Genomic DNA, 17,287 nt, shown 5'->3' on the forward strand with positions numbered 1-17,287 from the left:
GTGTGAGGACCTTCCGAGGACCCCATGAGGAGGCTCAGGCCAGCGCGTAGACCGCGGTGGCGTGGGCCGCCTCGTCCTCCTCGCCCTCCGCGGTCAGGCCGATGTCCAGGAAGGCGATCCGCCGGCCGAGCCTGGTGACCCGGGCGGTGACCAGGACGTCCCGCCCGGTCACCGCGCGCTGGAAGCTGGTCGACTGCTGGACGGTGGTCATCGGGCCGAAGCCGCCGCGGGCCGCCGAGAGCGCGATCACGCAGGCGGTGTCGGCGGCGGCCATCAGGGCCTGCCCGGACAGCGCGCCGCCCTCCCGGGCCAGGTGGTCGGACCAGGGAAGCCGCAGCACGGCGTGGCGCTCGCCGGTCCCGACGACCGAGAGGCCGAGGGCCCGCACCCAGGGGGCGAAGTTGTCGGCCAGGATGCGGTCCGCCTCGGCGGTGCTGAGCGTGGTCATGCCGTCATTGTGACGGCCGCGCCGCACGGTGTCAGGGTTTCGCCGTCGGGCTCGCCGTCGGTCTCGCCGTCACCGAGGGGTCCGCCGGCCGTCGTACGTCTGCGCGTGCAGCGCCCGCCGCATCAGCTCCGCCAGGTGCAGCGCCCGGCGGCCCTCGGCGAGTTGGGCGATCTGGGTGCGGCAGCTGAAGCCGTCCGCGAGGACCACGGTGTCCGGCCCGGCGGCGCGCAGCTCGGGTAGCAGGACGCGCTCGGCGATCGCCACCGAGACCTCGTAGTGGCCGCGTTCGAAGCCGAAGTTGCCCGCCAGCCCGCAGCAACCCGAGTCCAGCACCCGGTTGTTGACGCCCATCCGCCGCTCCACCCGGCGGTCCGCCGCGCTGCCGAGCACCGCGTGCTGGTGGCAGTGGGTCTGGGTGACGGCGTCCACCGGCAGCTGCGGCAGCGGCGCGTCGGGCGCGTACTCGTCGATGAACTCGGCGAACGTACGGGTCCGTTCGGCCAGCGGGCGGCCCTCGGGGCCGAGCAGGCGCGGCACCTCCTCGCGCAGCGTCGCGGTGCAGCTCGGGTCGAGTCCGACGACGGGTGTGCCGGCGGGCAGACCGGTGGCGGCGAGCGCGGCCAGGCTGCGCCGCATCACCCGGCGGGCGCCGGGGAGTTGGCCGGTGGAGTACCAGGTCAGGCCGCAGCAGACCGGTCCTGCCGGCAGCCGGACGTCGAAGCCCAGGTGCTCCAGCACCTCGACGGCGGCGCGCAGCACCTCCGGCTGCAGGTGGTTGGCGAAGGTGTCCGGCCAGAGCAGCACGGGCGGCGCACCCGCCGGGGCCGGTCCGGCGGCGGCGCGGTGGCGCCGGTACCAGCGGGTGAAGGTCTCCGGCGGCAGGACCGGCAGCACCCGGCGCGGGTCGATCCCGGCGAGCCGCTTGAGCGCCCCGGCGGCGGGTGAGCGGGCGAGGGTGTTGGCCACGGCGGGCGCCAGGGCGGGTGCCAGGGACGTGCCGCGCAGCCAGAGCGGCAGCCGGCCCAGCGCGTAGTGCGCGGCGGGCCGCGGCCGGTGCCGGTAGTGCTGGTACAGGAACTCGGTCCGGTAGGTGGCCATGTCGACGTGGACCGGGCAGTCGCTCGCGCAGCCCTTGCAGCCGAGGCAGAGGTCCAGTGCCTCGCGGACCTCCGCCGAGCGCCAGCCGTCCGCGATCGCACCGCCGAACGGGCCGCCGCCGCGCAGCATTTCGGCGAGCAGCCGGGCCCGGCCGCGGGTGGAGTGCCGTTCCTCGCCGGTGGCCATGTAGCTGGGGCACATCACCCCGGTGCTCGTATCGACGCACTTGGCGACGCCCACGCAGCGGCGCACCGCCTTGGCGAGGCTGCCGCCGTCCTGCTCGTACGGCAGGGCGAGCGGCAGCGTCGGCGCCGGCCCGGTGAACCGCAGGTCGGTGTCGAGCGGGCGCGGGTCGACCAGGTTGCCGGGGTTGAGCAGCCGCTCGGGGTCCCAGATCCGCTTGAACTCCCGGAACAGGTCGATGACTTCGGCCGGGTACATGCGTGGAAGCAGTTCGGCGCGGGCCTGGCCGTCGCCGTGCTCGCCGGAGAGCGAACCCCCGTGCGAGACCACCAGATCGGCGGCCTGCTCCAGGAACTCCCGGAACACCAGCACCCCGTGGGGCTGGGCGAGCGGGAAGTCGATCCGCAGGTGGACGCAGCCCTCGCCGAAGTGCCCGTACGGGACGCCGCGCAGGCTGTGCCGGCGCAGCAGGGCGCGCAGCTCGCGGAGGTAGTCGCCGAGCCGCTCCGGCGGGACGGCGGAGTCCTCCCAGCCGGGCCACGCCTCACCGCCCCCGGGCAACCGGGTGACGGTGCCGGCGCCCGCCTCCCGCACGCCCCACAGCTGGCGCTGCTCGGCCGGGTCGGTCACCACGGCGGCGTTGGCGGTGCGTTCGCGCCGGACGGCGTCGGCGAGCCGGTGGGCCGCGTCCAGCGCCTCGGCGGGGGTGGCGCCGCCGGCCTCCAGGAAGAGCCAGCAGGCGCCGTCGGGCAGCCGGTCCAGGGCGGGCGGGCGCGGACCGGCGGCGAGCAGCGCGGCGAGCAGGTCGGCGGCCATGCCCTCGACGGTGAGCGGGCCGAGCGGCAGCAGGGCGGGGACGGCGTCGGCGGCGGCCGTCTCGTCCGGGTAGCCGGCCACCACCAGGGCGCGCGCGGGCGGGTCCTCGACCAGCTTGACGGTGGCGCCGAGCAGCAGGGCGCAGGTGCCCTCGGTGCCGGTGAGCGCCCGGGCCAGGTGGTGGCCGCGTTCGGGGAGCAGCGCGTCCAGCGGGTAGCCGGAGACCCGGCGCGGCAGCGCGGGCATGCCCCGGCGGATGACGGACAGGTTCCGGTCGGTGAACTCCTGGAGCCGGTGGTGGAGTTGGCCGACGCGTCCGGGCAGGGCGGCGAGCGCGGCGCGTTCGTCCGGGCCGAGCGGGCCGCCGACGGTCAGCTCGGTGCCGTCGGCGAGCAGCAGGTCCAGCGACTCGACGTTGTCGGCGGTCCGGCCCCAGGCCACCGAGTGCGCGCCGCAGGAGTCGTTGCCGATCATGCCGCCGAGGGTGCAGCGGCTGTGCGTGGACGGGTCCGGCCCGAAGCGCAGCCCGTACGGTCGCGCGGCGCGCTGCAGGTCGTCCAGCACGGCGCCGGGCTCGACCCGTGCGGTGCGGCGCTCCGGGTCCACGCCGAGGACGGCGCCGAGGTGGCGGCGGAAGTCGAGCACCACCGCGCCGGGGCCGATCGCCTGCCCGCCGATGCTCGTCCCGGCGCCGCGCGCCACCACCGGCACCTCGTAGCGACGGCACAGCGCGAGCGCGGTCCGCACGTCGTCCAGGTCGGCGGGCTTGACCACGCCGAGCGGCAGCTGGCGGTAGTTGGAGGCGTCGTGGCTGTAGGCGGTGCGCTCGGCGGCGCCGAAGCGGACGTCGCCGCGCAGTACGGCGGACAGCTCGCGGGCCAGGTCGGTGCCGGGCGCGGTGTCGGGGCGGCTCACGGGCGGGTCCTCCCGGGCGGTGAACGCTGAGCGGTGCGGCGGTGCGGCGGTGCGGCTTCGTGACTGTGCCGATCATCGCAGCCGCGAACGGCGGGCGGTACCGGGAAAGGGCTGGCCGGGCACCCGGGGCGTCTGGCAGTGTCCTTTCCATGATCACCGACCCTCACGAAGCCCCCCACCCCTTCCTCGCCCACCTGCCGGTCGGCGAGCGGCTGCCGATACCCGAGGACGCCGCGCCGTCCTGGTCGATCTTCCCGTACGAGCCCTCCGAGGGCGGCGAGCTGCGGGCGCGGACGCTGGACGCCCCCGAGCTGCCCGAACCGCCCCGGCACGGCGAGGCGGGGCCGGCGGAGTGCGGTGAGTGCGGCCGCACGGACGAGGACTTCGTCTGGACCGACGAGCACTGGCGGCTGCGCGCCTACGGCGAGCCGCACGGCCTGCCCGCCGTGCTGCTGCTCAACCCGCGCGGCCACCACGACCTGCTCGACCTCCCGCCGGCCCGGGCCGCCGAGCTCGGCCCGGTGCTCCAGCGCGTGGAGCGGGCGATCCTCGGACTCGGCGGCATCGGCCGGGTCCACGTGAGCCGCTGGGGCGACGGCGCGGCCCACCTGCACCTGTGGCTGATCGCCCGACCCGAGGGCCAGCGGCAGCTGGTCGGCTCCACCCTGCCGCTGTGGATGGACCTCCTGCCGCCGCTGCCGGACGACGTCCGCGCCGACAGCCTGCGCCGGATCGCCGCGGCCCTCGCCGCCGACGGCGGCACCGCGCACCGCTGACCACCCGGTCCGCGGCGCCGTTGTCGGAGGCGTCTGCTGGAATTCGGCCATGAGTGTGCATGACGTCGCCCGACGGCTGCCGGCCGTTCCCGCCCTGCGCGACCTCTGCCGCGCGCTGGCCGCGGCGGAGGCCGCGCTCGCGCCCGACGACCCGTACCGCCGGCACGGCTTCGCCGCCGACGGGGCGCCGGGCCGCGAGGTCGCCTGGATGGACAACGGTGCGGGGGATTCCTACACGATCGTCTTCACGGCCGACGGCGCGATGGCCCTGGGCTTCGACCACGAGTCGCCGCTGAGCCCGCACGCGGGGGACGGCACGGTGTGGCCGGGCGTGCTCGACGCGGTGCCGGAGGTGTTCCGCCCCCTGCTCGGGGAGGTGGCCGACGGCGACGTGCCCGATGTGACGGTCTGCCTGTGGCGGGAGGCCGGCGACGACCGGTGGCGCACCGGGGACGTCCGCTTCGACCCCGCCGACGGCGAGGACCCGGACGGCGCCGGCCACCTGTTCCGGCTGCTGCTCGACGGCACCCCGGAGGCCTTCCGCGACTGGGCCGAGGCGTACTACGAGCGGCCGGTGGACCTCGACGCCGTCCGCCTGGAGTACCGCGGGCCGCGGTGACGGCCGGGGCCGATCCACCACACACCCCCCTACCGGGCGTCAGCGGCGGCGGGCGGCTCCGGTGAGGGTGCCGGCGGCGATGTGGGAGAGCTTGGCGACCTCGAACGCCGGGTAGGCACCGCCCGCCAGCAGGGAGAACTTGACGCCCTCGCGGCCGCCCGGGCGGCGGTGGCCGGGGGGCTGGAAGCGGCGGTGGTGCTCGGCCGCCCGGTGGAAGAACTGCGGGCGCTCGGCGCGGGCGACGCAGCCGGCCAGCTCGAAGACGAACAGGTAGTGCCGGATCATCCGGGTGAACAGCGCATCCCGGACGGCGTCCGGGGAGCCCAGGACGTCCAGCAGCGCGAAGGTCCGCTCGTACTGCTCGAAGACGTCGAAGCTGCTGTCGCCCGGGGAGCCGGTCGGGTGGACGGTCTCCCGGCGGCGCAGCTGCACGCAGGCGCGCGGCAGGACGGCGATCCGGCCGGCCGTCAGCATCGCCCGGTGCACCGGCGGGATCTCCTCGTAGCGGCCGTCGGGGAAGGTGAGGCCCTGCTGGTGCCAGTGCGCGCGGCCGACCAGGCGGTCCCAGATCAGCGCGGGCGCGCCCAGCAGCTCGGGGTGCTCCAGCGGGCCGAAGACCTCGGGTCCGGCCTCGGCGAGCAGCGCCTCGGCGGCGCCGGGCCAGTCGCGCCCGGCGTGCTGCCGGGTGTGGCCGAAGAGCAGCAGGTCGACCGGCCCGGTCACGGCCATCCGGTCGGCGAAGGAGCGCAGGGCGTCGCGGGCGAGCAGGTGGTCGGCGTCGAGGAAGAGCAGGTACTCGCCCCGGGCGTGGCCGGCGCCCGCGTTGCGGCTGACGCCGACGCCGACGGCCGCGTCCAGGCGCAGTACGGAGACCTGGGGGTGGCGGGCGGCGTAGCGCTCGGCGAGCTGCGCCGGGCACTCGGGGGAGCGGTCGACGACCACCAGCACCTCGAAGTCGCGGAAGGACTGGGCGAGCAGCGAGTCCAGGCAGTCCGCCAGCTGTTTCTGCTGGTCATAGGCGGGGATCACGACGCTGATCAGGGGTGAGGGCATGACGCGGGAGCGTAGGAGCGCCTGCGGACGGTCGCAAAGCCCTGACGGTCCGTAGGTCGGGCAATACCCATCAAATCGTACGGACGTACGCCATATCTTCACCGGCTGCCCCGGGCGCGTCCACGTCACGACGCACGCCCCGGCGCGCGCCGTCACCGTCGTGCTCGGCGCCTGGAGGGGCTGTTCCAGGGGGCTCGTTCAGACCGCGTGGGCAGCCGCCGTCCGGGCCCCGGAGGGTATCCCGGCCAGGGGGCGGACGTACCGGTCGAGCGGGATCCCGGGCGGCTCCGGCAGCCGGCCGACGTACCGGAAGCCGGCCCGCCGGGCCACGGCAGCCGAGGCGAGGTTCTCCGGGTCGACCCGGATCACGCCCTCGCGCGCGCCCTCCTGCGCGGCGTACCCGCTCACCAGGTGCACCGCCCTGGTCACCAGTCCCCGCCCGCGCCAGGCCGGGTAGAGGCCGTACGCGATGTTGACCTGCCCCGGGCCGAGGCACGGCATCGCGAACCGCAGGTCTATCGTGCCCGCCAGCACCGGCTCCGGACCGGTCCGGATCCCGAACACCCGGGCCGGCCCCCGGTACACCCACTGCGCGGTGCACCGCCGCACGTACTCCTCGACGCCCGCCCGGGTGCTCGGCCCGCCGTTCAGCCACCGCACCAGCAGCGCGTCCTCGCCGGCCAGGTGCGCGTCGATGTCCGCCGGCCCGAACGGCGTGAGCGTGACGACCCCGTCGGAGAGCCTCACATGATCCATGGCCCCACTCTTCCGCCCGGGGGCCTCCGGGACCATCAGGATTTCGGCCAGGAACGCCCCGGGCCCGCAGGCCGGTGGCCTGCGGGCCCGGGGGGCGAAGGGGTGGCTCAGTACCAGTGGTGGGACTGCCAGAACGCCCACGCGCCGCACGGGCTGCCGTAGCGGGAGTTCATGTAGTTCAGGCCCCACTTGATCTGGGTGGCCGGGTTGGTGCGCCAGTCGGCGCCGGCCGAGGCCATCTTGGAGCCGGGCAGCGCCTGGACCAGGCCGTACGCACCCGAGGAGGCGTTGGTGGCGGTGACGTTCCAGCTGCTCTCGCGGGACACGATGTTGTTGAAGCACTGGAGCTGGCCGGCCGGGACGATCTGGGCGGCGATCTCGCGCGGGCTGCCGGAGTAGGACGGCTTGCTGTTCAGGGCGGAGCGCTCCTGCGAGCGGGAGGCGGCGGCCTCGGCGTCGGCCCTGGCCTTCGCGTCCGCCTGGGCCTTCGCCTGGGCCTCGGCCTGCGCCTGCGCGGCGGCCTGTGCCTGGGCGGCGGCGTCCGCCTCGGCCTGGGCCTGCGCGGCGGTGGCCGCGGCCTGGGCGTCGGCCTGCGCCTGCGCCTGCGCCTGCGCCTGTGCCTGGGCCTGCGCCTGTGCCTGTGCCTGCGCCGCGGCGGCCTCCGCGTCCGCCGAGGTGTCGCCGGCGGTGCCGACCACCGCGGCGGCGGGGGCCTCGGCGACCGCGGTCCCGCTGTCCGGGATGGCGAGGGCGGCGGTGGCCGCGCTCGCCACCACCAGGGTGGTGATGCCGGTGATCAGCGAGTTGCGGCGGGCATGGCTGAGCTGCATGGAGCGGACGATCCTTTTCCGTCGGGGTGCCGTCGGGGTGCCGTCGGCACCCCGGTGGCCGTCGGGGCGTGCCGGCCCCGGGCGGGGCGGTGGCACGGCGCCGGGCATCGCGCGGGACCGGCTCGGGGGAGCGGCCCGCGGCGGCGTACGGGACGGCCGCGGCGCGTGCCCCGGTGCGGACGGTGGGGCGGGAGGGGACGCGCGGCGGGGGGACCGGCCGCGCTGCCCGGCGACGGGCCATTCTTGGCAGAGCCCGGCACGGGCGGCAAAGCCGTCTGCTACGACGGACGGTAGTGGAGCGAGCGACCGGAACGGCGAAGCGCCCGGCCGACGGCGGGCGCTTCATGGTGATTTGTCCGTTTTGCTGAACCGATGGGCGGATCCCGGAGATCGCCCGCGAACGAGTGGTCCGAACCGGCCCGCCGCCTGCGTCGTTCAGGCCCGGTGCCGTCAGGCCGTCCGTGCCGCCGTACGCCGGGGGGTGCCCCGCGCCCGCTCGGCGGAGCCCCGCCGGGCGGGCGTCCACTATCGACGGCAGTAGACGGCCCGGCCCCTGTGGGAGGCCTCACACGCGGGCCGGGCCCGATCGGACGCGGAGTGACGGGCCGCTCACGCGCTCCGGTACGGGTTCGGCTCCACCGGTCGCGCGGCGGCGGCGTACGGGTTGCCCGCCACCGGCCGCCGCACCTCGTACTCCGGCAGCTCCGGCACGGCCGCCGCGTCCCGCGGCTCGTCGCCGTCCTCGGCCGGGGGCCGCGTCTCCTCCACCGGCACCAGGTCGCGGGCCAGCAGGGTGGCACCGGCCACCGCGCCCGGCATGGCGATCACCGTCACCAGCGGGATCAGGAAGCCCAGCGCCAGCGGCACGCCGAAGCCGAGGGCCAGCCCCAGCCGCCCGCGCAGCAGCCGCAGCCGCTCGCGCTGCGCCACCCCGCGCCGCTGCAGCGCGACCGAGGTCAGCTCCAGGGAGAGGAAGAAGCCGGAGACCGCGAAGCCCAGCACCGGCACCACGGTCTGCCCGACCACCGGGATGAACCCGGCCGCGAACAGCAGCACGCCGAAGCCGCCGGCCCGCACCAGGACGAAGAGGCTGTCCCGCGCCGCCACCACCAGCTCGCGCCAGAGCGGTACCTCCGGCGGGGCGGGCGCGCCGCCCTCGGTCTCGTCGACCCGCGCGCACAGCGCCTCGTAGAACGGCTGGCCGACCAGCAGCGTGACCGCGGTGAAGGTGAGCACGGACAGCAGCAGCCCGCCGACGAAGACCAGCGCGGCGAGCGTGGTGCGCAGCAGGCCCTGCGAGAGCGAGGACCAGGAGTCGGCGAACGGGGTGGCCCACGCGGCGATGTCCCCGGCCCAGCCGCCGAGGAGGAACAGCGCCACCACGTAGCCGGCCAGCGTGATCAGCGCCGGGATCATCCCGAACGCCCACCAGCGGCCGTGCCGCGCCACCCACCTCTGGCCCTTGGCCAGATACCCCATCCCCGCCGCAAGATCTCGCATGAGGGGAAAGGGTAGGGGCTGCGGCATCCCCGGATCATGTCCGGCCCGTCACGGAACGGCACCGGAAGGGGCGGGGCGGGGAACCGGGGCGGCGCCGGGGGGAACGGGCCGGGCCCGGGAGCCTCCGCAACGGCTCCCGGGCCCGGTCCCCGCGGACGGTGTCGCGCGCCGGCTCAGGATGCCGACGCCACCGCCGCGGCCCGCCGCCGGCGGCCCACCACGGCCGACGCCGCCAGCACGATGCCCGCGGCGACCAGCGACAGGTACATCTGCTTCCGACCGTCGGCGTCGGTGAACATGTACGACACCACGAACCCGATCATGCCGATCGCGGTCCAGGTGAGGTACGGGTACAGCCACATCCGGACGGTCAGCCGCTCCGGGCACTCGCGCTCGATGATCCGGCGCATCCGGAGCTGGGAGAAGCAGATCACGAGCCACACGAAGAGCGCCACCGCGCCGGACGAGTTCAGCAGGAAGGCGAAGACGGTGTCGGGCGAGGTGTAGTTGAAGAACACCGCCACGAAGCCGAACACCACCGAGGAGAGGATCGCCACCCGCGGCACGCCGCGCTTGGTCACCGTCGCGAAGGCCTTCGGCGCGTCGCCGCGCTGCCCCAGCGAGAAGGCCATCCGGGAGGCGGTGTACATGCCCGAGTTGAGGCAGGACAGCACGGCCGTCAGCACGATCACGTCCATCACCCGGCCGGCGCCCGGGATGCCCACGTGCTCCAGCACCGCGACGTAGGGGCTGCCCTTGACGGCGGCGGAGTCCCACGGCAGCAGGGTCACCACAAGCAGGATCGAGCCGAGGTAGAAGATCCCGATCCGCCAGATGACGCTGTTGGTCGCCTTGCTGACCGCCTTCTCCGGGTCCTCCGACTCACCGGCGGCCAGGGTGACGATCTCGCTGCCCATGAAGGCGAAGACCACGGTCAGCATGCCGGTGAACACCGCGCCCACCCCGTGCGGCAGGAAGCCGCCGTGGCCGGTCAGATTGGAGGCGCCGACCGCGTGGGTGCCGGGCAGCAGGCCGAACACGGCCAGCGTGCCGATCACCAGGAAGGCGGCGATCGCCACCACCTTGATCCCGGCGAACCAGAACTCGAACTCGCCGTAGGAGGCGACCGAGCCCAGGTTGGTCGCGGTCAGCACGGCCATCACGATCAGTGCGAACGCCCACTGCGGCACGCCCGGCATCCAGTTGTTGAGGATCTTCGCGCCGGCGGTGGCCTCGACGGCCAGCACCACCACCCAGAAGAACCAGTACAGCCAGCCGATGGTGAACCCGGCCCAGCGGCCCAGTGCCCGGTCCGCGTACGCCGAGAAGGAGCCGCTCTGCGGGTCGGCCGCGGCCATCTCGCCGAGCATCCGCATCACCAGGACGACCAGCACACCGGCCAGCGCGTAGGAGAGCAGGATGCCGGGGCCGGTGGCGGCGATGCCCGCGCCGGAACCGACGAAGAGGCCCGCGCCGATCACGCCGCCGATGGCGATCATCGACAGGTGCCGGTTCTTGAGCCCGGCCTTGAGATGGCCGTCGCCGCCGTGGCCGTGCCCGGAGACGGAGGAGCCGGCCGGTGAGGATCCGGCCCGGGTGGTGATGTCCGCACGCATCGTGAGGGTGCCCTGTGCCTTTCCAGCGCGGCCTGACCCTCGGCTCGAACGCCGGAGGGTGGGGGACGGATCCGCGCATTGCGGTGCAACCTAACCGCTGCCTCCGGCTATCGGAACAAGGCGCCGCCAAGTGTCCGTTCAGCGGACGTAATAGGCCAGGTCAGCGCAGGTGCGAAAAGCTGGCGGAAAGCTCAAATCTGACGCAGCGCCAGCAGGTTGGGGCCCTCCGGCGGGGTTTGTCAGGCGGCCGTCCATACTTTTCGCGTGATGATCGTCCTTATGGTGCTCGGCGCCCTCCTCGTCCTCGCCCTGTTGACCCTCGTCCACTGGTACCTCTGGCGCCGGCTGGTGCGCGACGTCTCGGCGCCGGGCGGGCTCTGGCGCCGGGCCGGGACGGTACTCGCCGTCCTGCTGCCGTTGCTCTCGGTCGGCGCGCTGATCGGCGGGAAGGCGTTCCCGATGGCGGTCGAACGCTGGTTCGCCTGGCCGGGCTACCTGTGGCTGCCGGTGCTGCTCTACCTGCTGATCGCGCTCGGCCTCGGCGAACTGCTGCGGCCGCTGCTGCTGCGGCTGCCGACCCGGCGTGCCGTACCGGCCGGGGCGGCCGTGAAGACCCCGGACGCCGCCGATGCCGCGGAGGGTGCGGAGGCCCCGGAGGTCGCCGAAGCGGCTCCGGCGCCGGAGGGTGACGGTCCGTCAAGGCCCGTCGCCCCCTCTCCGGAGCGGCGGCTGTTCGTCGCCCGGGCGGTCGCGATCGGCGCCTCCGGCGCGGCGGCGGCCGTGGTCGGCACCGGCACCTACGGGGTGCTGCGCGGACCCCGGCTCAAGCAGGTGACCGTCCCGCTCGCCAAACTGCCGGCCCGCGCCCACGGGTACCGGATCGCCGTCGTCAGCGACATCCACCTCGGCCCGATCCTCGGCCGCGCCCACACCCAGCGGATCGTGGACACCATCAACGCCGCGCAGCCCGACCTGATCACCGTCGTGGGCGACCTGGTCGACGGCACGGTGCCAGAACTCGGCCGCGACGCCGAACCGTTGGCGCAGCTGCGGGCCCGCGACGGGGCGTACTTCGTGACCGGCAACCACGAGTACATCTCCGGCGCGGCGCCCTGGGTGGACTTCGTCCGCGAGCTGGGCGTCCACCCGCTGCGCAACGCCCGGGTGGAGCTGGACGGCTTCGACCTCGCCGGCGTCAACGACATCGCCGGGACGCGGGAGGGCGACGGCCCCGACTTCGGCAGGGCGCTCGGCGACCGCGACCCGGCCCGTACCGCCGTCCTGCTCTCGCACCAGCCGGTCACCATCCACGACGCGGTCCGGCACGGCGTCGACCTCCAGCTCTCCGGTCACACCCACGGCGGGCAGCTCTGGCCGGGCAACCTGATCGCGAAGCTGCCCAACCCCACGGTCGCCGGGCTGGAGCGCTACGGCGACACCCAGCTCTACGTGACGCGCGGCGCCGGGGCCTGGGGGCCGCCCGTCCGGGTCGGCGCGCCGTCCGACATCACCATCGTCACGCTGGCCTCGCTCCGGGCCTGACACACTCCTGGGCCTCGGTGACCCCCAGCAGGACGATCCGCCGCGCGTCCGCCGGCCGCCCGGTGAGCCGGGCGGCCAGGATCGCCGGGATGTCGTCCTCCCGCGAGTACCCGGGCAGCACGGTGACCTCGGCCTGCCGCACCTCCGCCGTGCCGGCGAGCGCGTACCGCACCCGGTACGTCGTCGCGGCCGGCGGCGGGGCCGATCCGGCGCTCCGTGCCATCCGCCCACCTCCGTCCCCGCCCCCGCGCTCCCACCTGAGCCCCGTCGTCCATTGTCCGCCGGACCGGCCCGCGAAGGCCGCCCCGGCGGGCATCCTGTGGCCGAACGGGGCAAACCCGGGCAGAGTGGAATCCTCCGGGGCCGGGCGCCCCGGTCAGCGCGAACCGCCGGGACGGCTCCGGGAAGGAGCGACCCCATGCAGACCACCTGGAAGGGGACGATCAGCTTCGGCCTGGTCTCCATCCCCGTCCACCTGTACTCCGCGACGAAGGAGCACGACGTCCCCCTGCACCAGGTGCACGCCAGGGACGGCGGCCGGGTACGCATGAAGCGGTACTGCGAGCAGGAGGAGAAGGAGGTCCCGTACACGGAGATCGCCAAGGGCTACGAGTCGCCGGACGGCCGGACCGTCACCCTCACCGACGAGGACCTCGCGGACCTCCCGCTGCCCAGCAAGAAGATCATCGACGTGCTGGCCTTCGTCGACGAGGGCGAGATCGACCCGCTGATGTTCTCCAAGGCCTACTACGTCGGCGTCGCCGACAAGGCCGCCGCCAAGCCCTACGCGCTGCTGCGCGACGCCCTCGTCGAGTCCGGGCAGATCGCCGTCACCAAGATCGCGCTGCGCACCCGGGAGTCCCCGGCGGTGCTGCGGGTGCACGACGGCACCCTGGTGCTCCAGACCTGCATCTGGCCCGACGAGGTCCGCCCGGCGGCCGGCATCGCGCCCGAGGAGCGCGTCACCGTGCGGCCGCAGGAGCTGAAGATGGCGCGCTCGCTGATGGAGACGCTGTCCGAGGACTTCGACCTCGACCAGTTGCACGACGACTACCAGCAGGCGCTCCAGCAGGTGATCGAGGCGCGGCTGCAGGGCGTCGAGGTGCCGCACGAGGAGGAGGCGGGGGCGGCGCCGGACAACGTCATCGACCTCATGGAGGCGCTGCGCAGCAGCCTGCGGCAGGCCAAGGACGCCCACCCGGGCCGCACCCGCGCCGAGGAGCCGGAGGACGCCGCGGCGGCGGAGGCGTCGGCGGAGACGGCGCCCGCCCCGCGCAAGCGCGCCGGGGCGAAGAAGACCACGTCGGCGAAGAAGGCCACGTCGGCGAAGAAGGCCACGACGGCCGAGAAGACCACCGAGGCCGCCGCGAAGAAGACCACGACCCGGAAGTCCGCCACTCCCCGGAAGGCCTCGTGACCTCGGAAGGCCCCGTGACCTCCCCTGACGCCCCCGGAGGCGATGCCCGATGGATCTCATCACCTACAAGGCCCTGGACACCGGCCCCGACGCGCCGGAGCACCCGAGCCGGGCGCACCGGGCCCTGCACTGGCTGTGCAGTCTCAGTCCGACGGCCGTCGTCTTCATGGTCGGCCTCTCGCTCGGCCTCGGCGCCGTCGCCTCCCAGGTGGTCTGGCTGCCGATGCTGGTGATCTTCAGCATCGTCTGGGGCGCCACCCTGCTCGCCCTGGCCGGCATGTTCGTGCGCTGGCGGACGTCCCTCCCGACCCGACACCGGGTGGCCGTCTGACCCCACCCGCAGCCGGTGTCCCCGGTCCGTGCCGAACGGCCGGGGACACCGTCGCGTGGTCAGCCCTTGAACAGGTTGTGGCCGACGTCCGAGGGGACGATCTCCTTCACCGGGGTGCTGTCCTCGCCGGGGACCGCCTCGCCCGGGACCGGCTCGTCGCTCTCGCGGTGCAGCAGCACCACCCCGTCCTCGGCCCAGACCTGCCGGTAGCCGTGGGCGAGCAGCAGCTCGATCCGGTCGGCCTGCTCGTCCGAGGTCTGGAACGGGAAGGTCCGGGTGTCGGAGCGGATCAGGACGTAGTCGCGTCCGCGCGGTGTGGCGTCCACCAGGACGACGTCGGTGCGGCCGACCAGCCGGGGCACCACCTGGTTGTCGGCCTCCACCAGCGCGCCGTCCGGGATCTGTTCGGCGCCCCGGACCAGGGCGGCGTTGCTCGCCGACGGCCGCCAGGAACTCGGCGTGAGCAGGCTGAGCCCGCCCAGCAGCAGGCTGCACACCAGCGAGCCCGCCACCACCACACCGCCCAGGCCGTAGGCGGCGCGGCGGTGCGTCCCGCCCCGGGCGTACAGGCGGCCGAGCACCTCCAGAGAGGCGGTGAGCAGCACCGGCCAGAGCAGGGCGTCGTAGTGGTGGGCGATCGACCAGTGGTTGGGGTTGTCGGAGAGCACGCGCTCGGCGAGCAGCGGCAGCAGGCAGAGCGTGGTCGCGGAGCGCAGCGGCAGCAGCAGCAGGGTGCCGAACAGCCAGAGCAGCAGCAACGGCTTGATGGTGGCGTTGGTGGCGACCTCGAAGAGCAGCAGCGGGTCGCGGAGCAGGTTGCCGAACGCGGTCCCGGCGTCCGGGCCGATCGGGCCGTACACCCAGTAGTAGTCCGGCTGTCCGCCCATCGCGGGGATCAGCCAGCCGATCGCCAGCGCGGAGGCCAGCGGGCCGCCGACCAGCAGACCGGCGCCGTAGGCGAGGCCGCGGCGGTCCCCGGCCCGCTCGCCCTGCCGGTCGCCGCGCGGGCGGCTGCGCCAGAGCAGGACGAGGCCGTGGACGCCGACCAGCAGGCCGAGGTCCTCCTTGGTGAGGCAGAGCAGGGCGGCGGCGAGGGCGGCGGTGCCGTAGCGGCGGGCCAGGCCGCGTTCGAGCATCAACAGGGTCAGCGGGACGGCGAAGGCGACCTCGTGGAAGCCTCCGCGCCCGGCGGCCAGCAGCGGCCAGCCGAGGCCGTAGGCCAGGCCGGCCAGGTCGGCGACCAGGCGGACGGCGCGGGTGTGCGCGGCCTCGCCCTCCCCGGCCCCGCCCGCTCCGGCGCCGCCCTCCGTGCTCTCCCCGGTCGCCCCGGTGCCGCCGGCCGGGCGGGGGAAGCAGTGCACCGCGATCCGGCGGATCAGCGGTACGCCGGCGGCGAGCAGTAACGCCTGGCCGAGGATCAGCGTGCGCGGGTCCTCCCAGAGCCAGTACAGCGGGGCGAGCGCGGCCAGGATCGGCGAGAAGTGGTCGCCCAGCAGCGAGAAGCCCGGCGGGAACTCGTGGTGGTAGCTCTTGACCGGGGAGATCGGCAGGCCGAAGTCCGCGTATCCGGCCACGCCCTGGTGGAAGATCCCGAGGTCGAAGCCGCCGAGCAGGACCGCCGACCACTGCTGGAGTCCGCAGGCCGCGGTCACGGCGAAGCAGAGCAGGGTCAGCACGGCGGTCCGGCGCCCGGTGAGCGGGCCGGTGCTGCCGGGCGTGGACGGACGGACGGCGCGCGGCAGCAGCGGCCGGTTCGCGCGGGTGGACGGGCTGAGCCCGGTTTCGACTGGCACGGGATCCCTGAACTGGTCGGAGACGGGGGCTGGTTCGGAGGCGGGCGGCGGGTCAGCCGGCCTCGGGCGTACCGGGCGCGGGCGTACCGGCTCCGGGTGTACCGGCTCCGGACGTACCGGCTCCGGACGTACCGGCTCCGGACGTACCGGCGTCGGGTGTACCGGGCGCGGGCGCCTCGGCCGCCACCGCGGTGGCGGCGGGCGTGCGCCGCAGCAGGGTGATGCCGTGGTCGCTGCGGACCACCCGGTAGCCGCTGCGCTTGACGGTGGCGATCTCCTCGCGCTCCTTGTCGGGCGACAGTGGCCAGCCCATCGGCTGGTCCTCGTCGACCACGATCCACTCGGCGCTCGACCACTTCTGCGGCCAGCCGAACACGATGACCTCGCAGCGGTTGGTCAGCTGCGGCACCAGCCGGTTGGAGGCGGCGACCCGGGCGTCGTCCGGGACGGTGGCCAGCACCGACCGGGCCGCCTCGACCCGGGCCGGCGTGCGCCACAGGTCGAGGGTGAACAGCTGGCTGAACGCGAACCCGGGCAGCAGCGCGAGGGTGATCACCGCGCTGACCGGCGGCGCGGCCCGGGCGAGCCACCTGGGCAGCACGCCGTCCCGTTCCCGCGCCTTCACCAGGACGTCCACGAAGGCCGCGAAGACGATCGGCATCAGCACCGCGCTGTAGTGGTAACTGGTTCCCCAGTAGGCCGGGTTGTTGGAGAGCAGCCGCCAGCCGAGGGTGGGCAGCGCGACGATCATCAGCGGCGAACGGGCGGCCAGCAGGAGGGTCGGCGCGAGCAGCAGCAGGACGGTGGTGACCTTCTCGCCCGGGGTGATCAGGTCGAGCGGCAGGGTGAGCAGGTTGCGGCCGCCCGAGCCGCCGCTCAGGTTGTCCCAGTACGCGAAGCTGCCCCCGGGGCTCATCGCCGGCAGCAGCACCAGGAGTTCGAGCAGCGAGGCGCCGATGCCGAACAGCACGGTGGCCGCGCCGACCCGGCGGTCGCCGCGCCACAGGATGTAGGCGCCGACGGCGGCCACGGTGATGCCGAGGTCCTCCTTGACCAGCACCAGCGGCGCGGACCAGAGGGCGGCGGCGAGCCAGCGCCGCTCGCCGAGCGCGCAGACCGCGAAGGCGATCAGCGGCACCGCGAAGGTGATCTCGTGGAAGTCGAACCCGAGCGCCGAGGCGAGCCCCCAGGAGAACCCGTAGCCGAGGCCGGCGGCCAGCGCGACGGCCGTCCCGGCGCCGCGCAGCGCCCAGCGGCAGATCGGTACGGCGGCGACGGCCACCAGGGCGGACTGCGCCAGCAGCAGGGTCTTGGCCGAGGGCCAGATCCAGTAGAACGGGGCGAGGGCGGCGAGGACGGGGGAGAAGTGATCACCCAGCAGATTGAAGCCGGGGCCCTTGAGTTCGACGATCGGGCCGCGGCCCTCGGCGTAGCCGCGCACGCCCTGTTCGAAGATTCCGAGGTCGTACCCGCTGGTGAGCAGCAGGTCGTGGCGGCGGACGGTGAAGAACGCGTAAACCAGGAACAGCGTCAGGGCGACCGCCCAGGGAATGACCCGCACCCGCCGATCGGCGGGGGATAACACGACCGACGG

Annotated in this window: 15 protein-coding genes; 5 read left to right on the plus strand and 10 right to left on the minus strand. The window is 74.7% G+C overall.

What is annotated here, in order from left to right:
- Positions 1-34 precede the first annotated feature (34 nt).
- On the minus strand, positions 35-448 hold the full coding sequence (locus ACFU9E_RS18340; protein ID WP_380684930.1) for a PaaI family thioesterase: 414 nt from the start codon (positions 446-448) through the stop codon (positions 35-37).
- Positions 449-517: 69 nt separating this feature from the next.
- Positions 518-3,460 carry an FAD-binding and (Fe-S)-binding domain-containing protein gene (locus tag ACFU9E_RS18345; RefSeq protein ID WP_380684932.1) on the minus strand — a complete coding sequence of 981 codons (2,943 nt, stop codon included), beginning with the start codon at positions 3,458-3,460 and terminating at the stop codon, positions 518-520.
- Positions 3,461-3,609: 149 nt separating this feature from the next.
- On the opposite strand from ACFU9E_RS18345, the gene ACFU9E_RS18350 reads away from it, so the two are divergent.
- Both ACFU9E_RS18350 and ACFU9E_RS18355 read left to right on the plus strand, forming a co-directional pair.
- The gene (locus ACFU9E_RS18350; protein WP_380684933.1) at positions 3,610-4,236 is read left to right on the plus strand and encodes a hypothetical protein; all 627 of its coding nucleotides are present in this window, start codon (positions 3,610-3,612) and stop codon (positions 4,234-4,236) included.
- Between the two features lie 49 nt (positions 4,237-4,285).
- Positions 4,286-4,855: a hypothetical protein gene (locus ACFU9E_RS18355; RefSeq protein WP_380684934.1), complete on the plus strand. Its 570-nt coding sequence runs from the start codon at positions 4,286-4,288 to the stop codon at positions 4,853-4,855.
- A 39-nt stretch (positions 4,856-4,894) separates the two neighbouring features.
- On the opposite strand, the gene ACFU9E_RS18360 is transcribed toward ACFU9E_RS18355, so the two are convergent.
- From ACFU9E_RS18360 to ACFU9E_RS18380, 5 genes are all read right to left on the minus strand, one after another.
- Positions 4,895-5,908 carry a glycosyltransferase family 2 protein gene (locus ACFU9E_RS18360; protein ID WP_380684935.1) on the minus strand — a complete coding sequence of 338 codons (1,014 nt, stop codon included), beginning with the start codon at positions 5,906-5,908 and terminating at the stop codon, positions 4,895-4,897.
- Positions 5,909-6,106: 198 nt separating this feature from the next.
- Positions 6,107-6,664, minus strand: a complete 558-nt coding sequence (locus tag ACFU9E_RS18365; protein WP_380684936.1) for a GNAT family N-acetyltransferase — start codon at positions 6,662-6,664, stop codon at positions 6,107-6,109.
- Positions 6,665-6,771: 107 nt separating this feature from the next.
- On the minus strand, positions 6,772-7,494 hold the full coding sequence (locus tag ACFU9E_RS18370) for a lytic transglycosylase domain-containing protein (RefSeq protein WP_380690015.1): 723 nt from the start codon (positions 7,492-7,494) through the stop codon (positions 6,772-6,774).
- Positions 7,495-8,103: 609 nt separating this feature from the next.
- Positions 8,104-8,994: an EI24 domain-containing protein gene (locus ACFU9E_RS18375; protein ID WP_380690013.1), complete on the minus strand. Its 891-nt coding sequence runs from the start codon at positions 8,992-8,994 to the stop codon at positions 8,104-8,106.
- Positions 8,995-9,167: 173 nt separating this feature from the next.
- Positions 9,168-10,610, minus strand: a complete 1,443-nt coding sequence (locus ACFU9E_RS18380) for an amino acid permease (protein WP_380684156.1) — start codon at positions 10,608-10,610, stop codon at positions 9,168-9,170.
- 267 nt (positions 10,611-10,877) lie between these two features.
- On the opposite strand from ACFU9E_RS18380, the gene ACFU9E_RS18385 reads away from it, so the two are divergent.
- The gene (locus tag ACFU9E_RS18385) at positions 10,878-12,152 is read left to right on the plus strand and encodes a metallophosphoesterase (protein WP_380684169.1); all 1,275 of its coding nucleotides are present in this window, start codon (positions 10,878-10,880) and stop codon (positions 12,150-12,152) included.
- Here the strand turns inward: ACFU9E_RS18385 and ACFU9E_RS18390 are convergent.
- Positions 12,127-12,375, minus strand: coding sequence for a hypothetical protein (locus ACFU9E_RS18390; protein WP_380684157.1), 249 nt, complete (start codon positions 12,373-12,375; stop codon positions 12,127-12,129). The two genes, ACFU9E_RS18385 and ACFU9E_RS18390, sit on opposite strands and share 26 nt — an antisense overlap.
- A gap of 195 nt (positions 12,376-12,570) precedes the next feature.
- On the opposite strand from ACFU9E_RS18390, the gene ACFU9E_RS18395 reads away from it, so the two are divergent.
- Positions 12,571-13,569, plus strand: coding sequence for a Ku protein (locus ACFU9E_RS18395; protein WP_380684158.1), 999 nt, complete (start codon positions 12,571-12,573; stop codon positions 13,567-13,569).
- A gap of 49 nt (positions 13,570-13,618) precedes the next feature.
- Positions 13,619-13,900, plus strand: coding sequence for a hypothetical protein (locus ACFU9E_RS18400; RefSeq protein ID WP_380684159.1), 282 nt, complete (start codon positions 13,619-13,621; stop codon positions 13,898-13,900).
- A 59-nt stretch (positions 13,901-13,959) separates the two neighbouring features.
- On the opposite strand, the gene ACFU9E_RS18405 is transcribed toward ACFU9E_RS18400, so the two are convergent.
- On the minus strand, positions 13,960-15,693 hold the full coding sequence (locus tag ACFU9E_RS18405; protein WP_380684160.1) for a DUF2079 domain-containing protein: 1,734 nt from the start codon (positions 15,691-15,693) through the stop codon (positions 13,960-13,962).
- A 52-nt stretch (positions 15,694-15,745) separates the two neighbouring features.
- On the minus strand, positions 15,746-17,254 hold the full coding sequence (locus ACFU9E_RS18410) for a DUF2079 domain-containing protein (RefSeq protein WP_380684162.1): 1,509 nt from the start codon (positions 17,252-17,254) through the stop codon (positions 15,746-15,748).
- Positions 17,255-17,287: the final 33 nt, after the last annotated feature.

It is taken from the genome of Kitasatospora sp. NPDC057595 (genome assembly GCF_042800875.1).
Taxonomy (GTDB): Bacteria; Actinomycetota; Actinomycetes; order Streptomycetales; family Streptomycetaceae; genus Kitasatospora.

Bases quoted from the DNA above. Each gene is read 5' to 3' on its own strand.
- ACFU9E_RS18340 (WP_380684930.1), bottom strand. From the start codon at position 448: ATGACCACGCTCAGCACCGCCGAGGCGGACCGCATCCTGGCCGACAAC.
- ACFU9E_RS18350 (WP_380684933.1), top strand. From the start codon at position 3,610: ATGATCACCGACCCTCACGAAGCCCCCCACCCCTTCCTCGCCCACCTG.
- ACFU9E_RS18355 (WP_380684934.1), top strand. From the start codon at position 4,286: ATGAGTGTGCATGACGTCGCCCGACGGCTGCCGGCCGTTCCCGCCCTG.
- ACFU9E_RS18360 (WP_380684935.1), bottom strand. From the start codon at position 5,908: ATGCCCTCACCCCTGATCAGCGTCGTGATCCCCGCCTATGACCAGCAG.
- ACFU9E_RS18365 (WP_380684936.1), bottom strand. From the start codon at position 6,664: ATGGATCATGTGAGGCTCTCCGACGGGGTCGTCACGCTCACGCCGTTC.
- ACFU9E_RS18370 (WP_380690015.1), bottom strand. From the start codon at position 7,494: ATGCAGCTCAGCCATGCCCGCCGCAACTCGCTGATCACCGGCATCACC.
- ACFU9E_RS18375 (WP_380690013.1), bottom strand. From the start codon at position 8,994: ATGCGAGATCTTGCGGCGGGGATGGGGTATCTGGCCAAGGGCCAGAGG.
- ACFU9E_RS18380 (WP_380684156.1), bottom strand. From the start codon at position 10,610: ATGCGTGCGGACATCACCACCCGGGCCGGATCCTCACCGGCCGGCTCC.
- ACFU9E_RS18385 (WP_380684169.1), top strand. From the start codon at position 10,878: ATGATCGTCCTTATGGTGCTCGGCGCCCTCCTCGTCCTCGCCCTGTTG.
- ACFU9E_RS18390 (WP_380684157.1), bottom strand. From the start codon at position 12,375: ATGGCACGGAGCGCCGGATCGGCCCCGCCGCCGGCCGCGACGACGTAC.
- ACFU9E_RS18395 (WP_380684158.1), top strand. From the start codon at position 12,571: ATGCAGACCACCTGGAAGGGGACGATCAGCTTCGGCCTGGTCTCCATC.
- ACFU9E_RS18400 (WP_380684159.1), top strand. From the start codon at position 13,619: ATGGATCTCATCACCTACAAGGCCCTGGACACCGGCCCCGACGCGCCG.